The sequence below is a fragment of the Gemmatirosa kalamazoonensis genome, assembly GCF_000522985.1.
Taxonomy (GTDB): domain Bacteria; phylum Gemmatimonadota; class Gemmatimonadetes; order Gemmatimonadales; family Gemmatimonadaceae; genus Gemmatirosa; species Gemmatirosa kalamazoonensis.
In genome coordinates this window covers 3205935-3230683 of the sequence record NZ_CP007128.1, presented here as the reverse complement: position 1 = coordinate 3230683, position 24749 = coordinate 3205935, and the positions used below count along the sequence as shown (strand labels likewise).

The following is a 24749-nucleotide window of genomic DNA, read 5'->3' as shown; positions in this document are numbered from 1 at the left end:
AGGGTCAAGTCGGTCTGTGGAGCGAAGATACGTGAACGGGGCGGCCCGCCAGGGCCGCCCCGTTCACGTGCCGACCTGAAAGCTCGACGGTCAGCGGTCGTCGCCCAGCCCACCGACGCCCAGCGACGCGAGCAGCGATGCCGCGCTCGCGCTGGACGGGCTCGCCGGCTCGGCCTCGACGATCGGCTCCGCGGGGAAAGCCGCGTTCTCGACGTCGATGTCGTTGTACCGGTACATGCCCGTGCCGGCCGGGATGAGGTGACCGATGATGATGTTCTCCTTCAGGCCCAGGAGGTCGTCCTTGGCCCCGCGGATCGCCGCATCGGTCAGCACGCGCGTCGTCTCCTGGAACGACGCCGCCGAGACGAACGACTGCGTCGTGAGGCTCGCCTTCGTGATGCCGAGCAGCAGCGGCTCCGACGTGGCCGGCGTCTGCCCGGCCTCCTTCGCCGCCTCGTTCACCTCGCGGAACACGCCGCGGTCGGTGTGCTCCGCCTCCAGCAGCTCCGTCTCGCCCGGATCGACGATCCGGACCTTCTGGAGCATCTGCTTCACGATCACGCCGATGTGCTTGTCGTTGATCTTCACGCCCTGCAGGCGGTAGACCTCCTGCACCTCGTTCAGCAGGTACTCCTGCACGGCCCGCGCGCCCTTGATGCGCAGGATGTCGTGCGGGTTGACCGGGCCCTCCGAGAGGCGATCGCCCGCGCGCACGCGGTCGCCCTCGTGCACGCGCAGGTGCTTGCCCGACGGGACCTCGTACAGCGACGGCTCGGCCCCCTCGATCACGGAGCCGTTGGACTCCACCGGCTGCACGAAGATCTCGCGCTTGCCGCGCTTGATCTCGCCGAACCGCACGACGCCGTCGATCTCCGTGATCGTCGCCGGATCCTTCGGCCGGCGCGCCTCGAACAGCTCGGCCACGCGCGGCAGACCACCGGTGATGTCGCGGGTCTTGTACGCCTCTCGGTTCACCTTCGCCAGGATGGTGCCCGCCGTGATGTGCTCGCCGTCCTCCACCGTGAGCACGGCGCCCACCGGGATGACGAAGTCGCGCACGCGGCGCTCCTTGCCGCCCGAGTCCTGCCAGATCTCGACGTGCGGGTGGAGCTTCTTCTCGCGGTCCTCGATGACGACGCGCTGACGGAGGCCGGTCAGCTCGTCGAGCTCCTCGGACACCGTCTCGTCCTCCACGAGGTCGACGAAGCGGATCGTGCCCTCGACGTCCGCGATGATCGGGTTGGTGTACGGGTCCCAGGAGAAGATCACCTGGTCGCGCGCCACCGCCTGCCCGTTGTCCACCATCAGGATCGCGCCTAACGGCACCTGCAGGCGCGCGCCGACCGTCGCGTGGATGTCGGCCGTCGTGCGAATGGCGATCTCGCCCTCGTACGACGTCACGATGCGCTGGCCCTCCGCGTTGGTCACGTAGACCAGGCGGTCGCCGAACTCGATCGTGCCCGCGACCTTCGACTTGCGTGCCGTCTGCTCCGCGATACGGGCTGCCGCGCCGCCGATGTGGAACGTGCGCAGCGTGAGCTGCGTGCCCGGCTCGCCGATGGACTGCGCGGCGATGATGCCGACGGCCTCGCCCAGGTCGACCATCTCCATGGTCGCCAGGTTGCGGCCGTAGCACATGCGGCACAGCCCGCGCTTCGCGTCGCAGGTGAGCACGGAGCGGATGCGCACCGTCTCGATCCCCGACTCCTCGACCTCCTGCGCGGTCTCCTCGTCGATCATCTGCCCCGCCTCGACGAGCACGCGCGGACGCCCGCCCTCGTCGATCATGTGCGGGTCGACGATGTCCTCGGCGGCCACGTGGCCGACGATGCGCTCGCCGAGCGGCTCGATGACGTCCTCGCCTTCCTTCAGCGCGCCGACCTCGAGCCCCATGATCGTGCCGCAGTCCTCCTCGGTGATCGTCACGTCCTGCGCGACGTCCACCAGGCGGCGCGTGAGATAGCCGGCGTCGGCGGTCTTCAGCGCCGTGTCGGCCAGACCCTTCCGCGCACCGTGCGTCGAGATGAAGTACTCGAGCACCGACAGCCCCTCGCGGAAGTTCGACTTGATGGGGCTCTCGATGATCTCGCCGATGCCGCCGGTGAGCTTCTTCTGCGGCTTCGCCATGAGGCCACGCATGCCCGCCAGCTGACGGATCTGATCGCGGCTACCGCGCGAGCCGGAGTCGAACATCATGAACACCGGGTTGAACCCGCCCTTGTCCTTCCGGAGCGAGCTCACCATCGCGTCGGCGATGTCGGTGTTGGCGTGCGTCCAGGTGTCGATCACCTTGTTGTACCGCTCGCCGTTCGTGATGTTGCCCGTCTGGTACGCGCGCTGGAAGCGCTCGACGCGCTCCTCGGCCTCGCGCAGCAGCGTGGTCTTCTCGTCGGGGATGTGCAGGTCCTCGATGCCGATGGAGACACCGCCGCGCGTCGCGTTGCGGAAGCCGAACTCCTTCAGACGGTCGAGGTACTGCACCGTCTCCGCGAGACCCGCGCGACGGTAGCTCTCGAAGACGCTCTCGCCGAGCGCCTTCTTCTTCATGTCCTTGTTCATGAAGCCGAGCGCCTTCGGCGTGATCGCGCTGAACAGCACGCGCCCGGCGGTCGTCGTCACGAGGCGGCGCCCCTCCTGGTCGTCGACCAGGAAGCGGATCGCCGACGAGTACTGCAGCCGGCCTAACGCCATCGCCATCTCCACCTCGGCGAACGTCGCGTAGGCCTTCAGCCCCGCCACGCGCTTCGGATCCTTGGCGATCGCGTCGAAGTCCGACGGCGCCTTCGTGGCGAAGTAGCAGCCGAGCACGATGTCCTGCGACGGCTCGGCCACCGGACGCCCGTCCGACGGCTTCAGGATGTTGTTCGACGACAGCATCAGCACGCGCGCCTCGGTCTGCGCCTCGTAGCTGAGCGGCACGTGCACGGCCATCTGGTCGCCGTCGAAGTCGGCGTTGAACGCCGCGCAGACGAGCGGATGGATGCGGATGGCCTTGCCCTCGACGAGCACCGGCTCGAACGCCTGGATGCCCAGGCGGTGGAGCGTCGGCGCGCGGTTGAGCAGCACCGGGTGGTCGCGGATGATCTCCTCGAGGATCTCGTACACCTCGGGGCTCTCGCGCTCGACGATCTTCTTCGCGCGCTTGACGGTCTCCGCGATCCCCTTGTCGACGAGCTTGTGGATGATGAACGGCTTGAACAGCTCGAGCGCCATCAGCTTCGGCAGGCCGCACTGGTGGAGCTTGAGCTCCGGCCCGACGACGATGACCGAACGGCCGGAGTAGTCCACGCGCTTGCCGAGCAGGTTCTGACGGAACCGGCCCTGCTTGCCCTTCAGCATGTCCGACAGCGACTTCAGCGGACGCTTGCCGCGGCCGCGGATCGCCTTCGAGCGGCGCCCGTTGTCGAACAGCGCGTCCACCGCCTCCTGCAGCATGCGCTTCTCGTTGCGGAGGATGACCTCCGGCGCGCGATGCATGATGAGCTTCATCAACCGGTTGTTGCGGTTGATGACGCGGCGGTACAGGTCGTTCAGGTCCGACGTCGCGAAGCGGCCGCCGTCGAGGGGCACGAGCGGACGCAGGTCGGGCGGGATGACCGGGATCACGTCCAGGATCATCCACTCCGGCCGGTTGCGCGTGTCGCCCGACTGCCCCGAGTTGCGGAACGCGTCGACGATCTTCAGGCGCTTGAGCGTCTGCTTCTTCCGGTGCTGCGAGTTCTCGCCGACCAGGGCGGCACGGAGCTCCTCCGCCACCTTGTCGACGTCGATGCGGCGCAGCAGCTCGCGCACCGCCGGCGCGCCGATGTCGGCGAGGAACGCGGCGTCCCCCTCCTCGCGCGCCTTGCGACGCAGATCGAGATACTCGTCCTCGTCGAGCAGCTGGTTCACCCGGACGTCCTGGTTCCCCGGCTCGACGACGACGTAGTTGCTGTAGTAGATGACCTTCTCGAGATCACGCAGCGTGAGATCGAGGAGGTTGCCCATCGGGCTGGGCAGGGTCTTGAAGAACCAGATGTGCGCCACGGGCACCGCGAGCTCGATGTGGCCCATGCGCTCGCGCCGGACCTTCGAGAGCGTGACCTCCACGCCGCAGCGGTCGCAGATGACGCCGCGGTAGCGGATGCGCTTGTACTTGCCGCAGTGGCACTCCCAGTCCTTCACCGGCCCGAAGATGCGCTCGCAGAAGAGGCCATCCTTCTCCGGCTTGAACGACCGGTAGTTGATGGTCTCCGGCTTGAGCACCTCGCCCCACGACCACCAGGTGCGCAGGCCGGCCATCTCGAGCCGCTCGCGCTCCTTCGGATCCTTCGGGCCGCGGATCTCCTCCGGGGAGGCGATCCGCACCGAGATGTAGTCGAACGCCGAGGCGCGCGTCTCGCGCGTCGAGCGGAAATCGATCATGAGTTACTCCTCGTCTCCGATGCCGATGTCGCCTGCCCCTGCGTTCCCGAGGCGGCCGTCGCCGGCCGGTTCCGCGCCGAACGGCCCGCCGAACGCGGCGCCGTCTCCGTCGCCCGCGCCGAACTGCGCGCCGGCGGTCGGATCTCCGAGCCCGCCGTACGACGAATCGTCGGTGGACCCGAGCGTGACCTTGATGCCTAACGCCTGGAGCTCCTTCACGAGCACGTTGAACGACTCGGGGATGCCGGGCTCCGGCAGGTTCTGCCCCTTCACGATCGCCTCGTAGACGCGGCTGCGGCCGTTCACGTCGTCCGACTTGACCGTCAGGATCTCCTGCAGCACGTGCGCGGCGCCGTACGCCTCGAGCGCCCACACCTCCATCTCTCCGAAGCGCTGGCCGCCGAACTGCGCCTTGCCGGCGAGCGGCTGCTGCGTGACCAGCGAGTACGGCCCGATGCTCCGCGCGTGGATCTTGTCGTCCACGAGGTGCGAGAGCTTCAGCATGTAGATCTCGCCGACGGTGACCGGGCTGGCGAAGCGCTCGCCCGAGCGACCGTCGCGCATCCAGATCTTGCCGGCCGGCGTGAGCCCGGCGAGGCGCATCAGCTCCGCCGCCGCGGCGTCGAGATCGCCCTCGCTCTTCTTCGCGCCGATGAGCGCGGCGAGCGCGGGCAGCTCCTGCTGCTGGAGCATGTCCGCCTCCCCGCGGCCGGCGGCCGACTGCAGGTCCTTCTGCACCGCGTCGCGGCCGACGAGCGCCGCGGCCTCCTCGCTCTCGTGGAACGAGGTCTGGTTGCCGATCTCCTCGCGCTCGCGGCCGGCGAGCTGCTTGGCCGCCGCGACGAGGAAGTCGCGCACCTGCGTGCCGATCGCCCGCACGCCCTCCGACATCTTCTTGCCGGCGAGGTCATTCAGGTTCGCGTCGCTGAGCAGGAAGACCTTGTCGCTCTCCTCCATCGACGGCTTGACGTCGGCGAGGATCTGCCGGATGTCGGCGTCCGTGACCTCCGGCGCCGGGTGCGACAGGTTGAGCGTGCGCGAGGCCATCTTGAGCGCGCCGAGCTTCAGCAGGAGCCCGATCTCGCGCTCGTTCGCGCCCTGGAACACCGGCGTCTTCGCGTAGAAGCCGAGCAGCCGCGCGGCCCACCCGAGGTGGGTCTCGAGGATCTGCCCGACGTTCATGCGCGACGGCACGCCTAACGGATTCAGCACGATGTCGACCGGACGCCCGTCGGGGAGGAACGGCATGTCCTCCTCGGGGACGATGCGCGCCACGATACCCTTGTTGCCGTGGCGGCCGGCCATCTTGTCGCCGACCGAGATCTTGCGCTTCTCGGCCAGGTAGACCTTCACGAGCTGGATCACGCCCGGCGGCAGCTCGTCCGGCTGCAGGATGCGGTCGATCCGCTCCTCGGCCTTCTCCTCGATGCGCGCCTTCTCCTCGTTGGCGGCGTCGATGATGACACGCACGCGGTCGTTGACCTGCTTGTTCTCGACGCGGAACGTCTTCAGGTCCATGTTCGCGAAGCGCACGCCGCGCAGCACGTCGCGCGTCAGCGCGGTGCCCGCGGGGATCGCCTCCTCGACGGTGCCCGCCTTCAGCGCCAGCGCCACGGTCTCGCCCTCGAGCGCGTCGCGGAGCTCCTCGTCGCGCACCTCGTTCACGCGGACCTTCTCCTCGCCCTCCAGGCGGCGGACCTCGCCGATGCGCTCGCCGCGGTCTTTCTCGACGACCTGGTCCTCGATGCGGCTGAAGATCTTGACGTCGATGACGACGCCCTCCATCCCCGGCGGCACCTTGAGCGAGCTGTCCTTCACGTCCTTCGCCTTCTCACCGAAGATCGCGGTGAGGAGCTTCTCCTCGGGGGAGAGCTCCGTCTCGCCCTTCGGCGTGATCTTGCCGACGAGGATGTCGCCCGGCTTCACGTGCGCACCGATGCGCACGATGCCGCGCTCGTCGAGGTCCACGAGCGCGTCTTCCGACACGTTCGGGATCTCGCGCGTGATCTCCTCCTGGCCGCGCTTCGTGTCGCGGACGTGGAGCTCGAGCTCCTGGATGTGGATCGACGAGTACACGTCGTCCTTCACCAGGCGCTCGGAGAGCACGATGGCGTCCTCGAAGTTGTGCCCGTACCACGGCATGAACGCCACGGTCACGTTCGCGCCTAACGCGAGCTGTCCCTGCTCGGTGGCCGCGCCGTCGGCGAGCACGTCGCCCGCCTTCACGCGCTGGCCGAGCCGGACGACCGGGCGCTGGTTGATCGCCGTGTCCTGGTTCGTGCGCCAGTACTTCTTCACGCGATAGCGGTCGAGCTGCGTGAGGCGCTGCAGCGGGCGGTTGCCGCCGCGGCGGTCCTCGCCGGCCTGCCGCTCCGCCGGCCCCGCGTCGACGATGATCTCGTCGGCCGTGACGGCCGTGACGACGCCGGCCCGACGCGCGATGATCACCGCGCCCGAGTCCTTCGCCACCTTCTCCTCGAGCCCCGTGCCGACGAGCGGCGTCCGCGGGTTGAGGAGCGGCACCGCCTGGCGCTGCATGTTCGAGCCCATGAGCGCGCGGTTCGCGTCGTCGTGCTCGAGGAACGGGATGAGCGCCGCCGCGATGGAGACCATCTGCTCCGGGGCGACGTCCATGTAGTCGATGCGATCCGGCGCCACGAGCGGCAGGTCGCCGCCGTCGCGACAGAGCACCAGCTCGTCCACGAACGTGCCGTCCGGGTTGAGCTTCGCGTTCGCCTGCGCGACGATCGCGCCCTCCTCGCGGTTCGCGTCGAGCCAGGCGATGTCGCCCGTGACGCGGCCGTTCTTCACGACGAGGTACGGCGTCTCGATGAACCCGAGGTCGTTCACCCGCGCGAAGCACGCGAGCGACGTGATGAGGCCGATGTTCGGACCTTCCGGCGTCTCGATCGGGCACATGCGCGCGTACTGCGAGTAGTGCACGTCGCGCACCTCGAAGCCCGCGCGCTCACGCGTCAGACCGCCCGGGCCTAACGCCGAGAGACGACGCTTGTGCGTCAACTCGGCCAGCGGGTTGGTCTGGTCCATGAACTGCGACAGCTGCGAGCTCCCGAAGAACGCCTGGATGACCGCGCTCACCGTACGCGCGTTCACGAGGTCGTCGAGCGAGATCTTCTCCGGGTCGGTGTTGATCGACATGCGCTCCTTTACCAGGCGCGCCATGCGGGACAGACCGACCGAGAACTGGTTCGCGATGAGCTCACCGACCGACCGGATGCGGCGATTGCCGAGGTGGTCGATGTCGTCGGTGTAGCCGCGCCCCTCGTGGAGCTCCACGAGATAGCGCACGATCGCGACGAAGTCCTCCTTCGTCAGGACCGTGACGCCGGCAGGCGTCGTGAGGCCCAATCGCTGATTGATCTTGTAGCGGCCGACGCGCCCGAGATCGTAGCGCTTCGGGCTGAAGAACAGGCGCTCGAGCGCCTGCTTCGCCGTCTCCTTGTTCGGCGCGTCGCCGGGCCGGAGCAGCGCGTAGATCTGCTTCAGCGCCTCGTCCTCGGACTTCGTCGGGTCCTTCGCGAGCGTGTTCTTGATGAGCAGCGACTCGGCGCGGCCGCTCGCGACGAACACGAGCACCTTGTTGACGCCGCCCTTACGGAGCTTCTTGACGAGCGCCTCGGTGAGCTGCTGCCCGGCCTCGGCGACCACCTCGCCCGTCTCCGGGTCGACGGCGTCGTGCGAGAGCGTGCGCGGCTCCGGCCGCTCGCCGCGCTCGAACGCATCGAGCTCGTCGCGCAGATCGATCGCCGTGTAGCTGGCGAACACCTTGATGGCGTCGATGCCCTGCCGGCGAAGGCGGTTGTACACCTCCTCGGTGAGCTCGTCGCCCTCCTTCACGAGCAGCTCCGCCTCGCGGCGCTCCTGCTCGGCGCGCGCCTTCTTCGTCTTCGCCTTCGGCGCGTCCGGGTCCGTCGCCTCACCGGCGAGCGTGATGTCCTCGGCGACGATGGCGCCGATGACCTCGCGCACGTCCGTGCGGCTCTCGCGCTTCTTCGTCAGGTCGAGCTCGCGCTCGGCGAAGAAGAGGCGGAGGATGTCGCGGTTCTCACCGAAGCCGAACGCGCGGAGCAGCGCAGTGGCCGGGAACTTCTTCTTCTTGTCGATGTGGACGTAGACCACATCGTGGATGTCCACCGTGAACTCCACCCACGAGCCGCGGAACGGGATGATCCGCGAGCTGATGAGACGCTGACCGTTCGGGTGCGTCGACTCCTCGAACACGACGCCCGGCGACCGGTGGAGCTGCGAGACGATGACGCGCTCGGCCCCGTTGATGACGAAGGTGCCAAGGCTCGTGATGAGCGGCAGCTCACCGAGATAGACCTCCTTCTCGATGATGTTGCGCGGCCGCTTCTCGCCGTTGACCTCCTCGAAGATGACCAGCTGCAGCGTCGCCTTCAGCGGCGCCGAGTAGGTCATGTCGCGCTCGATGCACTCCTCGACCGAGTACTTCGGCTCACCGAGCGTATAGCGAACGAACTCCAGCGAGAAGTTCTCGTGGACGTCCGTGATGGGGAAAAGGTCTTTGAAGACGCGCTCCAGCCCCACGTCCTCGCGCTCCTGCGCGGCGGCGTCGGTCTGGAGAAGCGCCTCGAACGCGCGCGTCTGAATGTCGAGCAGGTGGGGCATGCCCATGCCCTGCCCGAGCTTCGCGAACGAGATTTCCTTTATCGTCTCAGCCATGTCTCACCCGCGGGGTAGCCGCTGGCAGGCGAAAAGAGCCCCGACCCCGGCATCCTGCGATTTCGACGCGGATGCGGGGCGGAGCAGCGAACCTGCTATTGAATTGTGCGGCGAACTGTAATCACGATCGCGGCGAGGTAGAAGTGAGCGGGGAGCGAGGAGCGCGGAGCGACGAGAGCGCTTGCCTCTCGTCGCGCCACGCTCCACGCTCGCCGCTTACTTCACCTCGACGCCGGCGCCCTGCTCCTCGAGCTTCGCCTTGATGGTCGCCGCCTCGTCCTTCGAGACGCCGGCCTTCACGGTCTGCGGCGCGCCGTCGACCATGTCCTTCGCCTCCTTCAGGCCGAGGCCGGTGATCTCGCGCACGACCTTGATGACCTGGATCTTCTTCGCGCCCGCATCACGCAGCACGACGTCGAACTCGGTCTTCTCCTCGACGGCCGGAGCCGCCGCGCCACCGGCGCCACCGCCGGCCGGGGCCGCGCCGCCCACCGGGGCGGCCGCGATCGTGACGTTGAACTTCGTCTTGAACGCCTCGATCAGATCGGCCAGCTCGAAGACCGTCTTGTTGCCGATCGCGTCCAGGATCTCGTCGTTGCTCAGCGTAGCCATGATTCCGTTTCTCCGTAGAAAACCCAGGCGGTGTACGACCGCTGGGGCAGGTTGAACAGGCAAACCGCCTGGATTTACTGCGCGCCTTCCTTCTGAGCCCGGAGGGCCTCGAGCGCGCCGACCATCTGGTAGAGCATGCCGTTGAGCGCGCCGGCGAAGCTCGCCAGCGGCGCCATGAAGCCGGCGCCCAGCTCGCTGAGCAGCTGCTCGCGCGAGGGCATGTTCGCCAGCCGCTTGACCTGCTCCGCGTCGATGGCACGGCCGTCGAACATGCCGCCCTTCACCGCCGGACGCTGGTCGTTCTCCTTCGCGAAGTCGGTCAGCACCTTCGCCCCGGCGAGCGCGTCGTGGGCGACGACGATCCCCGTCGGGCCCTTGAGGCGCTCACCGACCAGACCACTCTCGTTCACCGCACGGAGCGCGAGCGTGTTCTTGATGACCACGTACTCCACGCCGGCCTTCCGGAGGCGACGGCGGAGGTCGGTCATCCGCTTCACGTTCAGCCCGGTGAAGTCGGTGTAATAGAGCGCCTGCGCGCCCTTGATCTTGCCACTCAGCTCGTTGACGAGCTGCTCCTTTTCGGTTCGCTTCATCGCGCCGGCTCCCGGTTAACGGTAGGGCGTGGTATCGACGGCGACGCCCGGGCCCATGGAGCTCGAGACGGCGACGTTCTTGATGTACACACCCTTGGCCGCCGCCGGCTTGGACCGGACGAGCTGGTCCATGAGCGCGGCGAAGTTGGTCTCGAGCGCCTCGGCCGCGAACGAGACCTTGCCGATCGGGGCGTGCACGTTGCCGCCTTTGTCGACACGGAACTCGATCTTACCGGCCTTCAGCTCGCGCACCGCACGGCCCACGTCGAACGTCACCGTGCCCGCCTTCGGGTTGGGCATGAGGCCGCGGGGACCGAGGACGCGGCCGAGCTGGCCGACCTGGCCCATCTGATCCGGCGTCGCGACCATGACGTCGAAATCGAGCCAGCCGTCCTTGATGCGCTGGACGTACTCGAGCCCGACGAAGTCGGCACCCGCCTCCTCCGCCTCGGCCGCCTTCGGGCCGACCGCGATGACGAGCACGCGCACCGACTTACCGGTGCCCGCCGGCAGCACGACCGTGCCGCGCACGACCTGGTCGGCGTGGCGCGGATCGACGCCGAGGCGGACCGCCACCTCGACCGTCTCGTCGAACTTCGCGAACGCACCGCCCTTCACGAGGTCGATCGCCTGGCGCGCCTGATACGCCTTGTCGGCGTCGATCTTCTGCGCCGCGGCGCGATACTTCTTTCCGTGGGTCTTCATCAGTCCACCACCGTGACCCCCATCGAACGAGCGGCTCCGGCCACCATGGCCATCGCGCTCTCGACGTTGTCGGTGTTGAGGTCCGGCATCTTCACCTCGGCGATCTTGCGGACCTGCGCCTTCGTCACCTGGCCGACCTTGTTCTTGTTCGGCTGGCCCGAGCCGCTCGCGAGCCCGATCTCCTTCTTGATCAGCTCCGCGGTCGGCGGGGTCTTCAGGATGAACGTGAAGGACTTGTCCGCGTAGATCGTGACCTCCACCGGGAGGATCATGTCCTGGCCTTGCGTCCGAGCGTTGAACTCTTTGACGAAGGCCATGATGTTGATCCCCTGGGGGCCGAGCGCCGTACCGACCGGCGGGGCAGGCGTCGCCTTCCCGGCCGGGATCTGGAGCTTGACGAACCCGGTTACCTTCTTGGCCATGGTTCTCCTTGGCGTGGTGGCCCCGCCGTCGCGAGGCCGTCACTCCCACGGATATTTTCCGTCGCCGTGGTCCGCGACGTCGTGCGGCCGCCCGCAAAGCGAGCGAGCCTAGGAACTTATCACGATCGGGCGCGGAGGTGAACCCGCGCGGCACGATTCGTGGGGCGACTCAGTACGCCTTCAGCTGGAGGTAGTCCAGCTCGACCGAGGTCGGCCGACCGAACAGGGAGACGCTGACGCGCACCTTGCCCTTGTCCGCCATGACTTCCTCGACGGTGCCGTTGAAGTCGGTGAACGGCCCTTCGGTGATCGCGACGGCCTGACCGATGAGGAACGGGATCTCCTCCTTCGGCGCCGCCTCTTCCGCCTCGGCGATGCCGAGCAGGCGGTTGACCTCCTCCGGGCGCAGCGCCATCGGGAACCGGTCGTGACCGACGAACTTGATCACGCCCTGGATGCCGTTGATCGTGTGCAGCGTGTCCTGGTTCATGACCATCTCCACCAGGACGTAGCCGGGATAGATCTTCCGCTCGACGGTGACCTTCTTCCCGCTCTTGATCTCCACCGCTTCCTGCGTCGGCACGAGCGCCTGACGGATGGAGCGCTCCTCGGGCGAGTGCGGATCGGCGTCGATCTTCCGCTGGATCAGCGAGCGAACCTTGTTCTCGTGCCCGGACGTCGTCTGGATGGCGTACCAGCGGTGTTCCACGTTCGGTCTCCGGTTCAGCGTCCGAGAAGAAGCTGCGGGAGCCGCACGAGGATGAACTGCAGGCCGATGTCCATGAGCGCGATGATCGCGCCGATGAAGAGCACGAAGATGATGATCTTGATCGTCGCGTCCTGGAGCTGAGGACGGTCGGGCCAAGTCACCTTCTTCATCTCGGTCATGACGTCGTGATAGAACTGGAGCGTCCTGGCCGGGAAGGACTGCCGCTGAGGGACGACGGGCGTCGTCATGGCTACTTCGTTTCCTTGTGCAGCTGATGCTTGTTGCAGCGGGGGCAGTACTTCTTCCACTCGACGCGCTCGGGGTGCAGGCGCTTGTTCTTCGAGGTGAAGTAGTTCCGGCTCTTACACTCGGTGCAGCCGAGGATGATCTTGTCGCGAGGCATGACGCCGCCCTCTGGTACGTGTTCGCTCGAGGCGGCCCCGGCATAGGGGCGAGCGCTCGATGGACGTGCAACGTGCGCCGCAACTCCCACGGATGGGGCCGCGGCGCATCGATTCCAACTGCGGGACGGGGCGACGCGTCACCCCGCTACTCGAGAGCTCGCGACCGGGATTGAACCGGTGACCTCACCCTTACCAAGGGTGTGCTCTACCGACTGAGCTACGCGAGCGGGAAGCTCTGCCCCATGCGGCGCGGGACAGACTCGGAACCTAGTGGCTCACGAGTGGACGTGCAAGTCGCGCTGTGACAGCGGATTGTCCGCCCCCGCCCGACGCCCGCCCCAGTCCCGCTCGCCGGCCGGCTCCGCCTCCTGCATCTCCTTCTTCAGCGCCGACTCGAACTTCTCCGCCTGCTTCCGCTGCTTCTTCTCCAGCAGGCCGAACGCGTCGTCGCGACCCTGCTTCAGCACGGCACGGTACGCCATCATGGCCTCGCCGCGCGCCTGCATCCGGTCGCGCGCGGCCATCGGATCGCCCCCCTCGGCCGCGCCGCCACGGCGTCCCGGCAGCGAATCCAGGCGGAGCTTCACGACCTCGATCGCGCTGTCCTGATGCGACTTGACGCGCTGCAGCCGTACGACCTGGCTATCGGTCAGGGCGAGCTCGGTGCCGTGCTTCAGGATCAGGTCGACCGAGTTGACGAGCGGCTCGGTGCGGCGGGCCGCGCCGGGCATCCCCTCGCCGCGGCCTCCCATACCGCCGCGCCGGCCCATGCCGCCGCGGCCGGCGCCTCCGAGTCCCCCGCGGCCCCCGAACTGGGCGCGAGCCGACGATGGAAGCGCCACGATCGCGCCGAGCAGCGCGGCGACCATGACGAGACGGAGGGGACGGCGAGGAGCGCGCATGGCAGCGAGGTGTCGTGGGCGTGGCGACGAACGGGCGCGCGGTAGACGCACCGCACGCCCGTCCGTTAAGCACGCCGGCGCCAGTCGGCCCCACGCGGGATCACTGCCGACGGAACACCAGCAGGTCGCCGTCGCTCGCGACGGTCAGCTGGGTCCCGTCTAGGACGCCCTCGGCGGGGGGGTCGTCGTCGAGCGTGATCGTGACGTGCAGGCCGCTCGACGCATAACGGCCCGCGTACGCGTCCGTCCCCTGATCGAGCACCTCGCCCGAGTCGTCCGTCTCGCGCCACGCCAGCGATACGGCGACCGATCCATCGGCGCCGAGCGTCAGGAGCATGGAATCCCACACGGAGCCCTCCCGGCTGTACGGGACCGGGCGGCCGTTGACCTCCTCGAGCACGTAGGTGCCGGCGACGGTCATCGCGACGGGCGGGGCCACGGACGGACCGGTCGGCGCATCGGTCCCGTCGTGACACGCCGTGACTCCGGCGGCGGCGGCGAGGAGGAGAGTGGTGCCGACGGCGGTGAGCGTCCTCGCCGCCTTCGTGCGCAGCGCATGCGTGCGGGACATGGGGTCGTCTCCACCGCGTCGCCGAGTCGACGACGCGAAGCTGGTGATGCCATGCGTGGCGACGAGCGGGTCCCGTCGCGCGCCGACGTGGCCAGCCGCCGAACGGGGTCCGCCGCGAAAACCTCAGGCGTCCGGCCGCATCACGGCTGCGAGTGGAGGGTACCGGCACGGCGTCCGGAGACCGTGGCCGGCGCGTTCCGTCACCGTTCTTCGTGCAGGTCGGCCGCGGGTCGCCGCCGAAACGCGTGCGGCCCCGGAGCCAGACCAGGCTCCGGGGCCGCATGCATTTCGTGAGAGCGGGAGACGGGACTCGAACCCGCGGCCACAAGCTTGGAAGGCTCGTGCTCTACCAACTGAGCTACTCCCGCGACGCCTACAAGAAACCGGCGGGGCCTCGTTGCAGCAAGGCCCCGCCGGCAGTGGTGGGGGAAGGATTCGAACCTTCGAAGGCTGTCGCCGGCAGATTTACAGTCTGCTCCCGTTGGCCACTTGGGTACCCCACCAGGGTACGACGCGCTCGGCGAACAGGCACCGAACGAGCCTCCAATTGTACCAGCCCCGCGAGCCGAAATCAATCGGGCCCAAGCTGACGGGGGGACTCGAACCCCCAACCGCCTGATTACAAATCAGGTGCTCTGCCAATTGAGCTACGCCAGCGACGGGCGAAAGCTAGCGCTGCCGAAGGGCTACCGCACCTTGGTCCACTTCGTCCCCTGCGGCGTGTCCTTCACCTCGATGCCGCGCGCGTCGAGCTCCGCGCGAATGGCGTCGGCGGCGGCGAAGTCGCGGCGCGCGCGCGCGTCCTTGCGCGCCTGCAGCCGCTCCTCGACCCACGCGGCGAGCTGGGGGTCGTCGACGGTACGCTCGGGGACGAGATCGAGCACCCCGTCGATGGCGGCGAACGCGCGGCGCGCGGCGTCCAGCGCCGCGGGGTCGTCGCCGCCGCGGTCGAGCTCCGCGTTCGCGCGCTTCAGGAACGTGAACAGCGCGCCCAACGCCTCCGGGGCATTCAGGTCGTCGAACAGCGCGTCGCGCACCGCCTGCTCGGCGTCGCGCGCGGCGGCCGCGAGCTCCGGCGTACCGCCCGTCGCCGCGCGCAGCCGCTCCGCGAACTCGCCGACACGGTGCACGGCGTTGCGCGACGCCTCGAGCGCCTCGTCGGTGAGGTTGAGCTGCTTGCGGTAGTGCGTCGAGAAGACGAAGTGCCGCAGTGCGGCGGCGGAGAAGCCGTCCTCGCGCAGCATCTTCACGGTGACGACGTTGCCGACGCGCTTCGCCATCTTGGAGCCCTCGACGAGCAGGAACTCGCCGTGGCACCACAGGCGCGAGAACGGCTTCCCGCTCGCGGCCTCGCTCTGCGCGATCTCGTCCTCGTGGTGCGGGAAGATGAGATCGATGCCGCCGCAGTGCAGGTCGATGGTCTCGCCCAACAGCGCCATCGCCATGGCCGAGCACTCGAGGTGCCAGCCGGGGCGGCCGCGTCCCCAGGGCGAGTCCCACGCCGCGCCGGCGCGCTCGTCCTGCTCGGTCGCGGCCTTCCAGAGCGCGAAGTCCTGGGCGTTCTCCTTCGAGTAATCGTCCTGTGCGACGCGCGCACCGGCCTTCAGCTCGCGCGTGTCGAGGCGCGACAGGCGGCCGTACTGCGGGAAGCGCGCGATGGCGAAGTACACCGAGCCGTCGTCGGCCTGGTAGGCGACGCCGCGCTCCTCGAGCCGCCTAACGAGCTCGATCATCTCGGCGATGTAGGCCGTCGCGCGAGGGTAGTGCTCGGCGGGCTGGATGCGCAGGAACTCGCGGTCCTGGTGGAAGACCTCGACGACGGGATCCGTGACCTCGCCGATCGTCTTGCCCTGGTCCTCGGCGCGCTTGATGATCTTGTCGTCGACGTCGGTGAGGTTCATCACCTGCTCGACGTCCCACCCGGCGAGGCGGAGCGTGCGACGCAGCAGGTCCTCGAACAGGAACGTGCGGAAGTTGCCGAGGTGCGCCGGGTTGTAGACCGTCGGGCCGCACGTGTACATGCGCACGCGCTGCCCGTCGGCGGGGGCGAACGGCTCGACCTGGCGGGACAGCGTGTTGTGGAGACGGAACTGCTCGGTCACTTCCTGTTCCTCTGAGCGATTCGACAAGCAGGTCCCTCGCTACGCGCGGGACGCGAACTGCGGCGTACGCGAGCGGTGGAACGCCTCGATGGCCTCGGCGATCGGCGCGGCGTCGTAGCGCACGGGATCCGTCGCCGGCAGACCGGTGAGCGACTCGGTCTCGCGGATGGCCGCGCGGGCGTCGGCGTCGGATAGGTCGGACGTGTTCAGGGCGACGGCGATCGTCGGCGCGGGACGGAGCGGCGCGGCGAGCGTGTCGTGCATGCGAATGAACTCGTCGAGCGGCGGGATCGGCACCCACTCGCGGTTGCGGATCCTCGTGCGCGACGGCTGCGCGCAGAGCACGAACGCGTGCGGCAGCGTGCCATGGATGAGCCCCACCGTGACGCCGGAGAACGAGGGGTGGATGATGCTGCCCTGCCCCTCGACGAGCACGATGTCGGCATCCTTCGCCGCCTGGAGCGTGAGCTGCTCGGCCGCACCGCCGATGAAGTCGGCGACGACGGCGTCGACGGAGATCCCCCATCCCTCGATGAGGATGCCGGTCTGCCCCGTGGCGGCGAACGCGACGCGGTTGCCGCGCTGCTTCAGCACGTCGCGCAGCTGCAGCTGCGCGGTCATCTTGCCGATGTTGCAGTCGGTACCGACGGTCAGCACCACGGTCGCGTCGATGTCGCGCGTCTTGCCCGTGGAGACGTCGAGACCCGCCGGCGGACGACGGAGATCGAAGATGCGCGCACTGCCGCGGCGCGCGGCGGCGGACAGCTGCTCGTCGTCGGCAAGGAAGAAGTGCAGGCCGCTCCACACGTCGAGCCCGCGCTCGAGCGACGTCACGAGCATCTGCCGCCACTCGGCGGGAAGCTGCCCGCCGGCGGGCGCGATGCCGATGAGCACCGCGTTAGGCCGATGCGCGAGCCCTTCCTCGAGCGTGGCGACGATCGGAATGTCGCCGCCGAAGCCAAGGAAGTCCTGCACGACGCGACCCGCCTTCGTGGAATCGATGACGGCGGCGACGCGGTCGGGGGTGTAGCGAATGCAGGCGCTGGCGGTCTTGGAGCTGTGCGGGCCGAGGAGCCCTTCGGCCAGCACGAGAAAACGTTCGGACACGATGGAAGCGGGAGCGAGGATCGGAAGGCGGCCGCTCAGGCGGTGCGGCGCACGCGCTCGGTGATCGCGATGAGATCGACCTGCGGCGCGGCGGGGACGAGCACCCCCTCGCCGTCGGCGGGGGGCACGCGAAGGAGGAGCGGCTGGTCACGCGTGGCGCGCCGGAACCCCTGCCCCTCGTAGATGCGATTGATGAGGATGCGGCGCACCACCACCATGAGCGTGGCGAGCGTCGGCACGGCGACGATCAGCCCGACGCCGCCGAGCAGCTTGCCGACGACGAGCACCGCCATGATGGAGAGGACGGGCGGGATCTCCACGCGCTTCGACGCGATGTACGGCCCGACGAAGTTGCCCTCGATGAGGTGGATGACGACGCCGAGCAGCACGACGAACAGCGCCTTCGTGCCGCCGCCGGGCAACGCCAGCACGAACAGCGCGGGGAGCAGCGTGGAGAGCAGCGTGCCGAAGAACGGCACGATCGCGACCGCGCCGGTGAACACGCCGAACGTGAGCCAGTAGGGCACGCCGAGCGCGTAGAGCCCGATGGCGGTGAGCACCGCGAGCACGAACATGGCCGTGAGCTGCCCGACGATCCACGACCGGAGCTGCGACGCCGCCTCGCCGAGCACGTCGCGTACGAGCTCGCGGTGCACGGGCGGGAACAGCGCGATGAGCCACTCGCGGTAGAGGCTCGGGTGCATCGCGAGGTAGAGCGCCATGACGGCGACCGAGAAGACGTCGATCGACGCGTGCACGAACGAGAACAGCTTCGGCACGACGTCGTTCAGCAGCCCCTCGCCCTGCTTGTAGAACGCCATGAGCGCCTGGTGCTGCCCCGGCTTCACGACGCCGGAGAGCGCGGGGATGCGCCGCACGAGCTGGTCGATCTTCGCGTCCCACGCCGTCATGTAGTTCGGCAGGACGCGGAAGAGCGCCTGCGTCTGGCTCACGACCGGCGGCACGAGGAGCCAGAACAGCCCCGCGACGGCGAGGAGCGTGAGCAGCACCGCGAGCACCAGCGCGAGCTTGCGCGGCAGCCGCGTGCGACGCGACACGGCGTCGGCAACGGCGCCGAGGTAAAGCGACAGCAGGATCGCGATGAACAGCAGGAGCAGGACGTCGGCGACGCTCCCGAACAGCCAGAGCAGCAGGACGGTGAGGACCGTCGCCGTGAGGATCGGCGCGAAACGGAAACGGCGCGGCGCGCCCACCGTCACCGGAGACGGTGACGCGGGCGCGCCGACAGGTGCCGAAGTGGTGGTGGCCGCCGTCACCCTTTGTGCCGCTCGAGCTCCTCGAATTCGGCGAGCAGCTCCTCTTCCGTGGGATGCTTCGCCGGCTCGCCGTTAGGCGCCGGGGCCGGCGCCGCGTCGGACTTGCCGGGGCCCAACGCCTTCGCGCTCGCCGGCGCGCCGCCGGCGCCAAGCTGCCGGTCCGCGGCCGGCGCGGCCGCGGGCAGCATGCCCATCTTCTGCTTCAGGGCGAGCAGCTTCGAGTCCGCGTCGCCGGTGCCGACGGCGCGCTCGAGCTGCTTGAACTGGCCGGCGAGCTGGTCGCCGCCGATCTCCTCGTCGATCTCCTGCGCGGCCTTCAGCTGCCGCTCGTTCTGCTCGATGCGCTCCTCCATGCGGGCGAACGCCTCGAACGCGCTCTTCTCGGAGAGCGAGGACATCGTCTGCTGGATGCGCTTCTGCGCCTCGGCGCGGCGCTGGCGCGCGAGCAGCAGGTTCTTCTTGCGCTTGGCCTCCTCGATCTTCTCGGCGAGGTCGCGCAGCGACTGCTTCAGCTTCTCCGTCTCGCCGCGCTGCGCCGTCCACGTCGCCTCGATCTCGCGCCCGTGCTCGGCGTGCTGCGAACCGCGGAGCAGTGCCTGCTTCGCCAGCTCGTCGTTCGCCTGGTTCACCGCGAACATGGCGCGCTCTTCCCAGAGCTGCGCCTGCTTGAACTCCGAGTCGGCCTGATCGCGCAGGCGCTTCTCGTCGGCGATGGCCGCGGCGACCTGCTGCTTGGCCTTGATCAGCTGGCCGTTCATGTCGGCGATCAGCTGATTGAGCATCTTCTCGGGGTTCTCCGCCGAGGAGATGAGGTCGTTGATGTTCGACCGGATGAGGGTCGAGAAGCGATCGAAGATGCCCATGATCAGCGGGCCTCGCGGTACGTGGCCAGCTCGCGAAGATGCGAGGTGAGCGCCAGGGTCATGCTCTCGTAGGCGGCGAGGAACTCCTCGTAGTCGAGGTGCGAGAGCTCCAGCGCCTCGGTGAGGACGACCGCCTCCTGCTCGATGCCGTACGAGCCGTGCACGAGGTCGGACGCGTTGAGCTGCAGCAACCGCCGCGCGAGGCCGTTGCACGCGTTGTCGTCGGCCGGCAGGTCCATGACCTTCACGCGGAGCACGACGACCGGCGGGTTGTAGTGGCAGACGACGTCGAAGTCGATCACGCCGCCGGGGTGAATGATCCACAGCCCGGGCTCGACTTCCTGATACGCAGTGCCTTCGGTGGCGAGTCGGTCGAGGAAGCTCTCGATGTCGTCGCGTGTGACCATGTGCCGCACCTGTCGGAAGGGATGGTTGCCCTACGGCTCAGTGCGGCCCCGAGTTTTGCCGGACCGCTCTCGCGAATTTAGGGCAGGAGGGCAGGAGGAAGGGAGGGCATGAGCCCTCCCTTCCTCCTGCCCTCCTGCCTCGCGCCCTCACTCCCCTCTCTTGATCTGGACCAGCCGCTCCCGCGCGAGACGGCGGCCGGTGGGCGTGGCCGCGAGGCCCCCGCCGGCGGTCTCGCGGTAGCGCACGTCCATGCCGCGGCCGATCTCGCCCATGGTGTCGATCACCTCGTCGGCGGGGATGGCGAACTCGATGCCGGCGAGCGCCATCTCGATCGCGGCGAGCGCGATCGCCGCACCGGTGGCGTTCCGGAACACGCACGGCAGCTCGACGAGCCCGCCGAGGGGGTCGCAGACGAGGCCCAACGTGCCCTGCTGCGCGAGCGCCACGGCGTGGCCGGCCTGGCGCGGCGTGCCGCCGAGCATCTCCGTGGCGGCGCCGGCGGCCATCCCCGCGGCGGCGCCGGTCTCCGCCTGGCATCCCCCCTCGGCGCCGGAGAGCGACGCGCGGTCGGCAACGACGGCGCCGATGAGCCCCGCCGTCGCGAGCGCGTCCACGAGCGCGTCGTCGCCGATGCCGCGCGCGTCGGCGAGCCCGGTGAGCACCGCGGGAAGGACCCCGGCCCCGCCCGCGGTCGGCGCGGCGACGATGACGCCCATCGCGGCGTTCACCTCCTGCACGGCGAGCGCGCGCGCGAGCACGTCGCGGAACGGCGTGCCGGCGAGCGGCCCCGGGGGACCCTCGCGCAGCTTCGCCGCGTCGCCGCCGACGAGGCCCGAGGCGGAGCGCAGATCGCCGCGCAGCCCCTGCGCGACGGCGCCGCGCATCACCTCGAGCGCGCGGCGCAGCGACGCGCGGATGTCGTCGACCGGCCGGCCGGAGTCGGCGCTCTCGGCGTCGAGCGCGACTTCGTGCAGCGTGACGCCGCGCGCCTCGGCGTCGCGGATGGCGTCGGCGAGCGAGCGGTACATGTCAGGCGCTCACCTTCTCGAGGCGGAACGCCCACCGCACCCAGGGCAGGGCGCGCAGCGTGTCGCGCACCTTCTCGTCGGGGCGCTCGTCGACCTCCCACACCATGAACGCGTCGCCGCCGCGCTGCTGCCGCGAGACGCGGAGCGTGGCGATGTTCACGCCGTTCGTGGCGAGGATGGTCGCGATGGACGCGATTGATCCCTTCACGTCCTCGGCGACGAGCACGATCGTGTGATAGTTGCCGGTGATCTCGACCGGGTAGCCGTCGATCTCCGTGACGAGCACGCGGCCGGCGCCGAGCGAGGAGCCGACCATGACCGCCTCGCGGTCGCCGCGCGTGACGGTGAAGCGCGCGGTGTTCGGGTGCGTCGTCGCGTCCTCGCCGAGCGTGGTCTTCTCGAAGCGGTAGTCGAGCCCTTCGCGCTCGGCGATGTCGAGCGCGTCGCGCAGGCGCTCGTCGTCGGGGCGGAAGCCCATGAGGCCACCGACGATCGCCTTGTCGGTGCCGTGCCCCTCGCCGGTGCGGGCGAAGGATCCGTGCAGCTCGATGCGCGCGTGCTCGGGCGTGCCGCCGACGAGATTGCGCGCGAGTAGACCGAGGCGACACGCGCCCGCGGTGTGCGAGGACGACGGCCCCACCATGACGGGGCCGATGATGTCGAGCAGACTGACCACGGCGGATCGGGCCGAAGCGTGAATCCCGGCGCGCCGGGACAGTCGAACGGTGAGGACGGGAATTCTAACGGACGTCAACGTCGATGAGGACGTTGCTGTAGCCGCGCACGAGCAGTGCGTAGCGCCCCGGCTTCGGCACGATCTCCACGTCGACCGTCTCACCGGGACCGAGCGAGAGACGCGCCGGACGCTCGGTGCGCTGCGCGACCGGGAGGTCGGCGCCGTCCTTCGCGACGGCACGCCAGACGAGCGGCGCATTCGCGCTGTCGACGAGCGAGACCTCGGCGTCGTCGTCGATGAGGACGTTGAGCAGCCGGAAGCGGTGCGGCTTGCCCGCGGCGAGGTGCATCGGCCTCGCGCCCGCGGCGCCGTTCACGCCGACCACGCGTCGGCCGCTCGACATCGTCTCGCCGATCACCACGAGATGGTCGGTGGACGCGTCGAACGTCTGCCCGGGCTCGAGCACGACGAGCGGCCCGTAGAGGCCGAGCACGAGCTGTCGCACCTCGTCGTTGTGCGTGTGGTACATGAACGTGCCGGCGCGCGGCGGCGTGAAGCGCACGACGAACGAGTCGTTAGGCGCGATGCGCGGCGCGAGGTGGGCGCCGGCGCCGCTCCATCCTCCCACGCCGTCGTAGTAGCTGTCCAGCTCTATTCCGTGCCAGTGCACACCGGTCTTCACGTCGAGATGATTGACGACGGTGATCTCCACCGGCTCGCCGCGCGTGAGCACGATCGGCGGCCCGGGCACGCGCACCGAGTCGCGCGCGGGCGCGGAGTCCCCGCCCTGCACGACGTACCCATGCACGCCGAGCGCTCCGGGAAGCCGCTGCGCGAGCAGGCGGATGCGCCTCGGCGCGACCGGAGCCGGCGGCGCGGTCGACGACACCGCGATCGCGGCGGGCACGGCGCTCGGACGCGGCGCGACCTCGATGCCGAGCACGAGTCCGCCCATGCCGGACGCGATGTGCTCCGCGTCGGTGGTGTGCGCGTCGTGCGTCGTGTCGCGGATCGGGTCGACGCGCTCCTCGGCGAGGTGCGCGTGCTGGAAGCCGCCCATGTGCACGGCCTTGTGGCAGTGGAAGATCCAGTTCCCCGACCGCTGCGGCACCCAGGTGAGCGTGAACGCTCCGAGCCGCGGCGGCTCCTCGGTGACCGCCCAACGCCGCTGCGCGGCCGAGTAGATCGTGTCGGTCGCGCCGTCGCCGCGCGAGTCGACGCGGAAGTAGAAGCCGTGCAGGTGCATCGGGTGCGTGTCGCCACTCGCGTCGACGATGCGCCAGTGCACCGTGTCGCCGACGGTGAGGTGGAGGCGCTCCGTGTGCGGCCACATGCGCCCGTTGATCGTCATCACGAGCCGCTCGTCGTCGCCCACCTTCGTCGTGTCGAAGCGCTGGATCCACTCGGCGATGACGAAGACGCGGTCGGGGGGCGCGCCCGCGGAGTCGACGACGATCGCGCCACCGGTCTGGGTGGCGGCCGCGCTCTCGAAGTACGGGTGGCCGCCGCGGTACAGGAACGACGCGTACGAGTACGTGCCGGGCCGGCTCGTGCGCACCGGCAGCGCGCGCGTCTGCCCCGGCGCCACGAACAGGCTGTCGCGGCAGTCGATGCCGCACTGCGCGAAGAAGACGATCGTGTCGGCGAGCGTGTTGCGCACCGTCGCATCGACGCGCGTGCCGACGAGCACGCGGATGAGCGGCGCGGGGATCATCGGCGTCTTCCCTTCCTCGCCGAGCACCTCGGTGACGAGCGACGGCCCGTCATCGGCGTCGGGGTGCCACACGGCACGCTGCACGACGAGACGGATGCGCCGCACGCCCGCGACGGTCACGCCAGCCGGCACGCGGTTGTCGTTAGGCAGTGCGACGGGCGCAGAGCGCGAGGGCGGATCCTTCGCTGCGCTCAGGATGATGGCGGCGAGGAGCGGGGCGAACCACGTCACGGCCCGACCTCCGGTGCGGAAAGGGTGCGAGACGATGCGCCCCGCCTCCGAACCGCACAAGCCCCGCCCGCCGCGTCAGTAGTCGAGCACGTACACGCGATCGAGCTGTCGGCGCGCCACCGATGCGGGCGTACAACGGAGCGCGAGGTTTCGCACCGCGCGTCCGACCGGATTGGAGAGGTGCGCGAGGCGGCCCACCTGCCACGAGCGATCGACGACGAAGCGCGCCTTCGGCTTGCGGATCGCCTCGTACTCGCGCAGCGCGGCCTCCACGGAGACCGACCGCGCGAGACGGTCGGCGAGCACCCACGCATCCTCGATCGCCTGCGCCGCGCCCTGTCCGAGATTCGGCGTGGTGGCGTGCGACGCATCGCCGAGCAGCGCCACGCGGCCGCGATGCCAGGTCGCGAGGCGCGGCAGGTCGTGCAGATCGGTGCGGACCAGCCGCGCGTCGTCGGTGGTCTCGATCAGATCGGAGACGGGCGGCGGGAAGCGGTCGAACAGCGCGTGCAGGTGGTGCGCGGACTCGGCGGGCGGCTCGGCGATGCCGGGCGGCGCGTCGAACGTCGCGAACCAGTACACCTCGCCGGGCGCGACGGCGGAGAAGCCGAAGCGTCGTCCGGGCGCCCAAATCTCGCGCGACACGCCGGCGAGCGACGGCGGCAGCGCGAGCGACGCGACGCCGCGCACCGACGTCTGCCCGGAGTAGCGCGGTGCGACGCCGGGCGACACGTACTCGCGCACGACCGAGCGCAGGCCGTCCGCGCCGACGAGCAGGTCCGCGTCGATGGTGCGGCCGTCGGCGAGATGCGCGCGCACCCCGTGCGTCGTCGTGACGGACACGCACGGCGCACCCACGTGCAACCGGTCGTTCGGCAGCCGCGCGGCGAGGATCGCGTGCAGGCGGTGGCGGAGGATCGCGACGGTCGGCACGCCGAAGCGCTGCGAGGCGTCGGAGAAATCGAGCCGCTGCAGCAGCCCACGCTCGGCGTCGTGCACCTCCGCGCGGCCGAGGGGCACGCCGGCGGCGATGACGGCGCCGGCGAGGTCGAGCCGCTGCAGCAGCTGCATCGCGTTAGGCGAGATCCACAGCCCGGCGCCCGCCGTGCCCAGCGCCGACGCGGCCTCGAAGACGTGCGCGTCGATGCCGCGCTGGCGCAGCGCGATGGCGGCCGTGAGACCGCCGATGCCGCCGCCGATGATCGCGACGCGGCCGACGCTGCTCGTCGCGGTGGAGCTGCGCGATGGGATGGACATGATGGGATCCGCCGTGGTTGCGCTCCATCATGCGGCGGCCGCCGAACGGCGCCCAGGGTC

At 69.5% G+C, this 24749-nt stretch carries 19 protein-coding genes, 4 tRNA genes and 1 pseudogene; all 24 read right to left on the bottom strand.

Annotated features, from left to right (window positions below; all coding sequences use genetic code 11):
- Window positions 1-90: 90 nt before the first annotated feature.
- The 24 genes and pseudogenes from rpoC to J421_RS13755 all read right to left on the bottom strand — a co-directional run bounded on the left by rpoC (window position 91) and on the right by J421_RS13755 (window position 24689).
- Window positions 91-4404: a DNA-directed RNA polymerase subunit beta' gene (gene rpoC / locus J421_RS13870; RefSeq protein WP_025411777.1), complete on the bottom strand. Its 4314-nt coding sequence runs from the start codon at window positions 4402-4404 to the stop codon at window positions 91-93.
- Window positions 4405-4575: 171 nt separating this feature from the next.
- Window positions 4576-9108, bottom strand: a pseudogene (rpoB, locus tag J421_RS13865) (DNA-directed RNA polymerase subunit beta); the annotation flags it as partial.
- A 216-nt stretch (window positions 9109-9324) separates the two neighbouring features.
- A complete protein-coding gene (gene rplL / locus J421_RS13860) occupies window positions 9325-9720 on the bottom strand; it encodes a 50S ribosomal protein L7/L12 (protein WP_025411775.1) in 396 nt (131 codons plus the stop codon).
- 74 nt (window positions 9721-9794) lie between these two features.
- Window positions 9795-10313, bottom strand: coding sequence for a 50S ribosomal protein L10 (gene rplJ, locus J421_RS13855; RefSeq protein WP_025411774.1), 519 nt, complete (start codon window positions 10311-10313; stop codon window positions 9795-9797).
- Between the two features lie 15 nt (window positions 10314-10328).
- Complete coding sequence (gene rplA / locus J421_RS13850) at window positions 10329-11018, bottom strand: 50S ribosomal protein L1 (RefSeq protein WP_025411773.1); 690 nt, start codon at window positions 11016-11018, stop codon at window positions 10329-10331.
- Window positions 11018-11440, bottom strand: coding sequence for a 50S ribosomal protein L11 (gene rplK, locus J421_RS13845; protein WP_025411772.1), 423 nt, complete (start codon window positions 11438-11440; stop codon window positions 11018-11020). The genes rplA and rplK overlap by 1 nt, the downstream gene beginning before the upstream one ends.
- 169 nt (window positions 11441-11609) lie before the next feature.
- Window positions 11610-12149, bottom strand: a complete 540-nt coding sequence (gene nusG / locus J421_RS13840) for a transcription termination/antitermination protein NusG (protein ID WP_025411771.1) — start codon at window positions 12147-12149, stop codon at window positions 11610-11612.
- A 14-nt stretch (window positions 12150-12163) separates the two neighbouring features.
- Window positions 12164-12397 carry a preprotein translocase subunit SecE gene (secE, locus tag J421_RS13835; protein ID WP_025411770.1) on the bottom strand — a complete coding sequence of 78 codons (234 nt, stop codon included), beginning with the start codon at window positions 12395-12397 and terminating at the stop codon, window positions 12164-12166.
- A 2-nt stretch (window positions 12398-12399) separates the two neighbouring features.
- Entirely contained in the window at window positions 12400-12552 is a 153-nt protein-coding gene (gene rpmG / locus J421_RS13830; RefSeq protein ID WP_025411769.1) for a 50S ribosomal protein L33, read from the bottom strand.
- A 155-nt stretch (window positions 12553-12707) separates the two neighbouring features.
- Window positions 12708-12780, bottom strand: a tRNA-Thr gene (locus J421_RS13825).
- A 48-nt stretch (window positions 12781-12828) separates the two neighbouring features.
- On the bottom strand, window positions 12829-13455 hold the full coding sequence (locus tag J421_RS13820) for a hypothetical protein (RefSeq protein ID WP_148306313.1): 627 nt from the start codon (window positions 13453-13455) through the stop codon (window positions 12829-12831).
- A gap of 100 nt (window positions 13456-13555) precedes the next feature.
- Window positions 13556-14026, bottom strand: coding sequence for a hypothetical protein (locus tag J421_RS13815; RefSeq protein WP_025411767.1), 471 nt, complete (start codon window positions 14024-14026; stop codon window positions 13556-13558).
- Window positions 14027-14321: 295 nt separating this feature from the next.
- Window positions 14322-14394, bottom strand: a tRNA-Gly gene (locus J421_RS13810).
- 52 nt (window positions 14395-14446) lie between these two features.
- Window positions 14447-14529, bottom strand: a tRNA-Tyr gene (locus J421_RS13805).
- An 81-nt stretch (window positions 14530-14610) separates the two neighbouring features.
- Window positions 14611-14683: transfer RNA gene (locus J421_RS13800), tRNA-Thr, on the bottom strand.
- Between the two features lie 29 nt (window positions 14684-14712).
- Window positions 14713-16128 carry a cysteine--tRNA ligase gene (gene cysS / locus J421_RS13795; protein WP_025411766.1) on the bottom strand — a complete coding sequence of 472 codons (1416 nt, stop codon included), beginning with the start codon at window positions 16126-16128 and terminating at the stop codon, window positions 14713-14715.
- A gap of 39 nt (window positions 16129-16167) precedes the next feature.
- Window positions 16168-17235: an N-acetyltransferase DgcN family protein gene (locus tag J421_RS13790; protein WP_158508793.1), complete on the bottom strand. Its 1068-nt coding sequence runs from the start codon at window positions 17233-17235 to the stop codon at window positions 16168-16170.
- 35 nt (window positions 17236-17270) lie between these two features.
- The gene (locus J421_RS13785) at window positions 17271-18455 is read right to left on the bottom strand and encodes an AI-2E family transporter (RefSeq protein WP_025411764.1); all 1185 of its coding nucleotides are present in this window, start codon (window positions 18453-18455) and stop codon (window positions 17271-17273) included.
- Between the two features lie 53 nt (window positions 18456-18508).
- On the bottom strand, window positions 18509-19375 hold the full coding sequence (locus tag J421_RS13780; protein WP_025411763.1) for a PspA/IM30 family protein: 867 nt from the start codon (window positions 19373-19375) through the stop codon (window positions 18509-18511).
- 2 nt (window positions 19376-19377) lie between these two features.
- Window positions 19378-19782 carry a YbjN domain-containing protein gene (locus tag J421_RS13775; protein ID WP_025411762.1) on the bottom strand — a complete coding sequence of 135 codons (405 nt, stop codon included), beginning with the start codon at window positions 19780-19782 and terminating at the stop codon, window positions 19378-19380.
- A gap of 147 nt (window positions 19783-19929) precedes the next feature.
- Window positions 19930-20811: an L-serine ammonia-lyase, iron-sulfur-dependent, subunit alpha gene (gene sdaAA / locus J421_RS13770; protein ID WP_025411761.1), complete on the bottom strand. Its 882-nt coding sequence runs from the start codon at window positions 20809-20811 to the stop codon at window positions 19930-19932.
- A 1-nt stretch (window position 20812) separates the two neighbouring features.
- Window positions 20813-21487 carry an L-serine ammonia-lyase, iron-sulfur-dependent subunit beta gene (gene sdaAB / locus J421_RS13765; protein WP_025411760.1) on the bottom strand — a complete coding sequence of 225 codons (675 nt, stop codon included), beginning with the start codon at window positions 21485-21487 and terminating at the stop codon, window positions 20813-20815.
- Between the two features lie 64 nt (window positions 21488-21551).
- Window positions 21552-23432 carry a multicopper oxidase domain-containing protein gene (locus J421_RS13760; RefSeq protein ID WP_025411759.1) on the bottom strand — a complete coding sequence of 627 codons (1881 nt, stop codon included), beginning with the start codon at window positions 23430-23432 and terminating at the stop codon, window positions 21552-21554.
- 75 nt (window positions 23433-23507) lie between these two features.
- Window positions 23508-24689 (bottom strand): FAD-dependent monooxygenase, encoded by a 1182-nt coding sequence (locus J421_RS13755; RefSeq protein WP_025411758.1) that lies wholly within the window; start codon window positions 24687-24689, stop codon window positions 23508-23510.
- Window positions 24690-24749 lie beyond the last annotated feature (60 nt).

What these genes read in the sequence shown, in the direction of transcription:
- secE (WP_025411770.1), bottom strand. Translation starts at nt 12,397, where the DNA reads ATGACGACGCCCGTCGTCCCTCAGCGGCAGTCCTTCCCGGCCAGGACG.
- J421_RS13755 (WP_025411758.1), bottom strand. Translation starts at nt 24,689, where the DNA reads ATGTCCATCCCATCGCGCAGCTCCACCGCGACGAGCAGCGTCGGCCGC.
- sdaAA (WP_025411761.1), bottom strand. Translation starts at nt 20,811, where the DNA reads ATGTACCGCTCGCTCGCCGACGCCATCCGCGACGCCGAGGCGCGCGGC.
- J421_RS13780 (WP_025411763.1), bottom strand. Translation starts at nt 19,375, where the DNA reads ATGGGCATCTTCGATCGCTTCTCGACCCTCATCCGGTCGAACATCAAC.
- rplA (WP_025411773.1), bottom strand. Translation starts at nt 11,018, where the DNA reads ATGAAGACCCACGGAAAGAAGTATCGCGCCGCGGCGCAGAAGATCGAC.
- rplJ (WP_025411774.1), bottom strand. Translation starts at nt 10,313, where the DNA reads ATGAAGCGAACCGAAAAGGAGCAGCTCGTCAACGAGCTGAGTGGCAAG.
- rpoC (WP_025411777.1), bottom strand. Translation starts at nt 4,404, where the DNA reads ATGATCGATTTCCGCTCGACGCGCGAGACGCGCGCCTCGGCGTTCGAC.
- J421_RS13775 (WP_025411762.1), bottom strand. Translation starts at nt 19,782, where the DNA reads ATGGTCACACGCGACGACATCGAGAGCTTCCTCGACCGACTCGCCACC.
- rplK (WP_025411772.1), bottom strand. Translation starts at nt 11,440, where the DNA reads ATGGCCAAGAAGGTAACCGGGTTCGTCAAGCTCCAGATCCCGGCCGGG.
- J421_RS13815 (WP_025411767.1), bottom strand. Translation starts at nt 14,026, where the DNA reads ATGTCCCGCACGCATGCGCTGCGCACGAAGGCGGCGAGGACGCTCACC.
- J421_RS13820 (WP_148306313.1), bottom strand. Translation starts at nt 13,455, where the DNA reads ATGCGCGCTCCTCGCCGTCCCCTCCGTCTCGTCATGGTCGCCGCGCTG.
- rplL (WP_025411775.1), bottom strand. Translation starts at nt 9,720, where the DNA reads ATGGCTACGCTGAGCAACGACGAGATCCTGGACGCGATCGGCAACAAG.
- rpmG (WP_025411769.1), bottom strand. Translation starts at nt 12,552, where the DNA reads ATGCCTCGCGACAAGATCATCCTCGGCTGCACCGAGTGTAAGAGCCGG.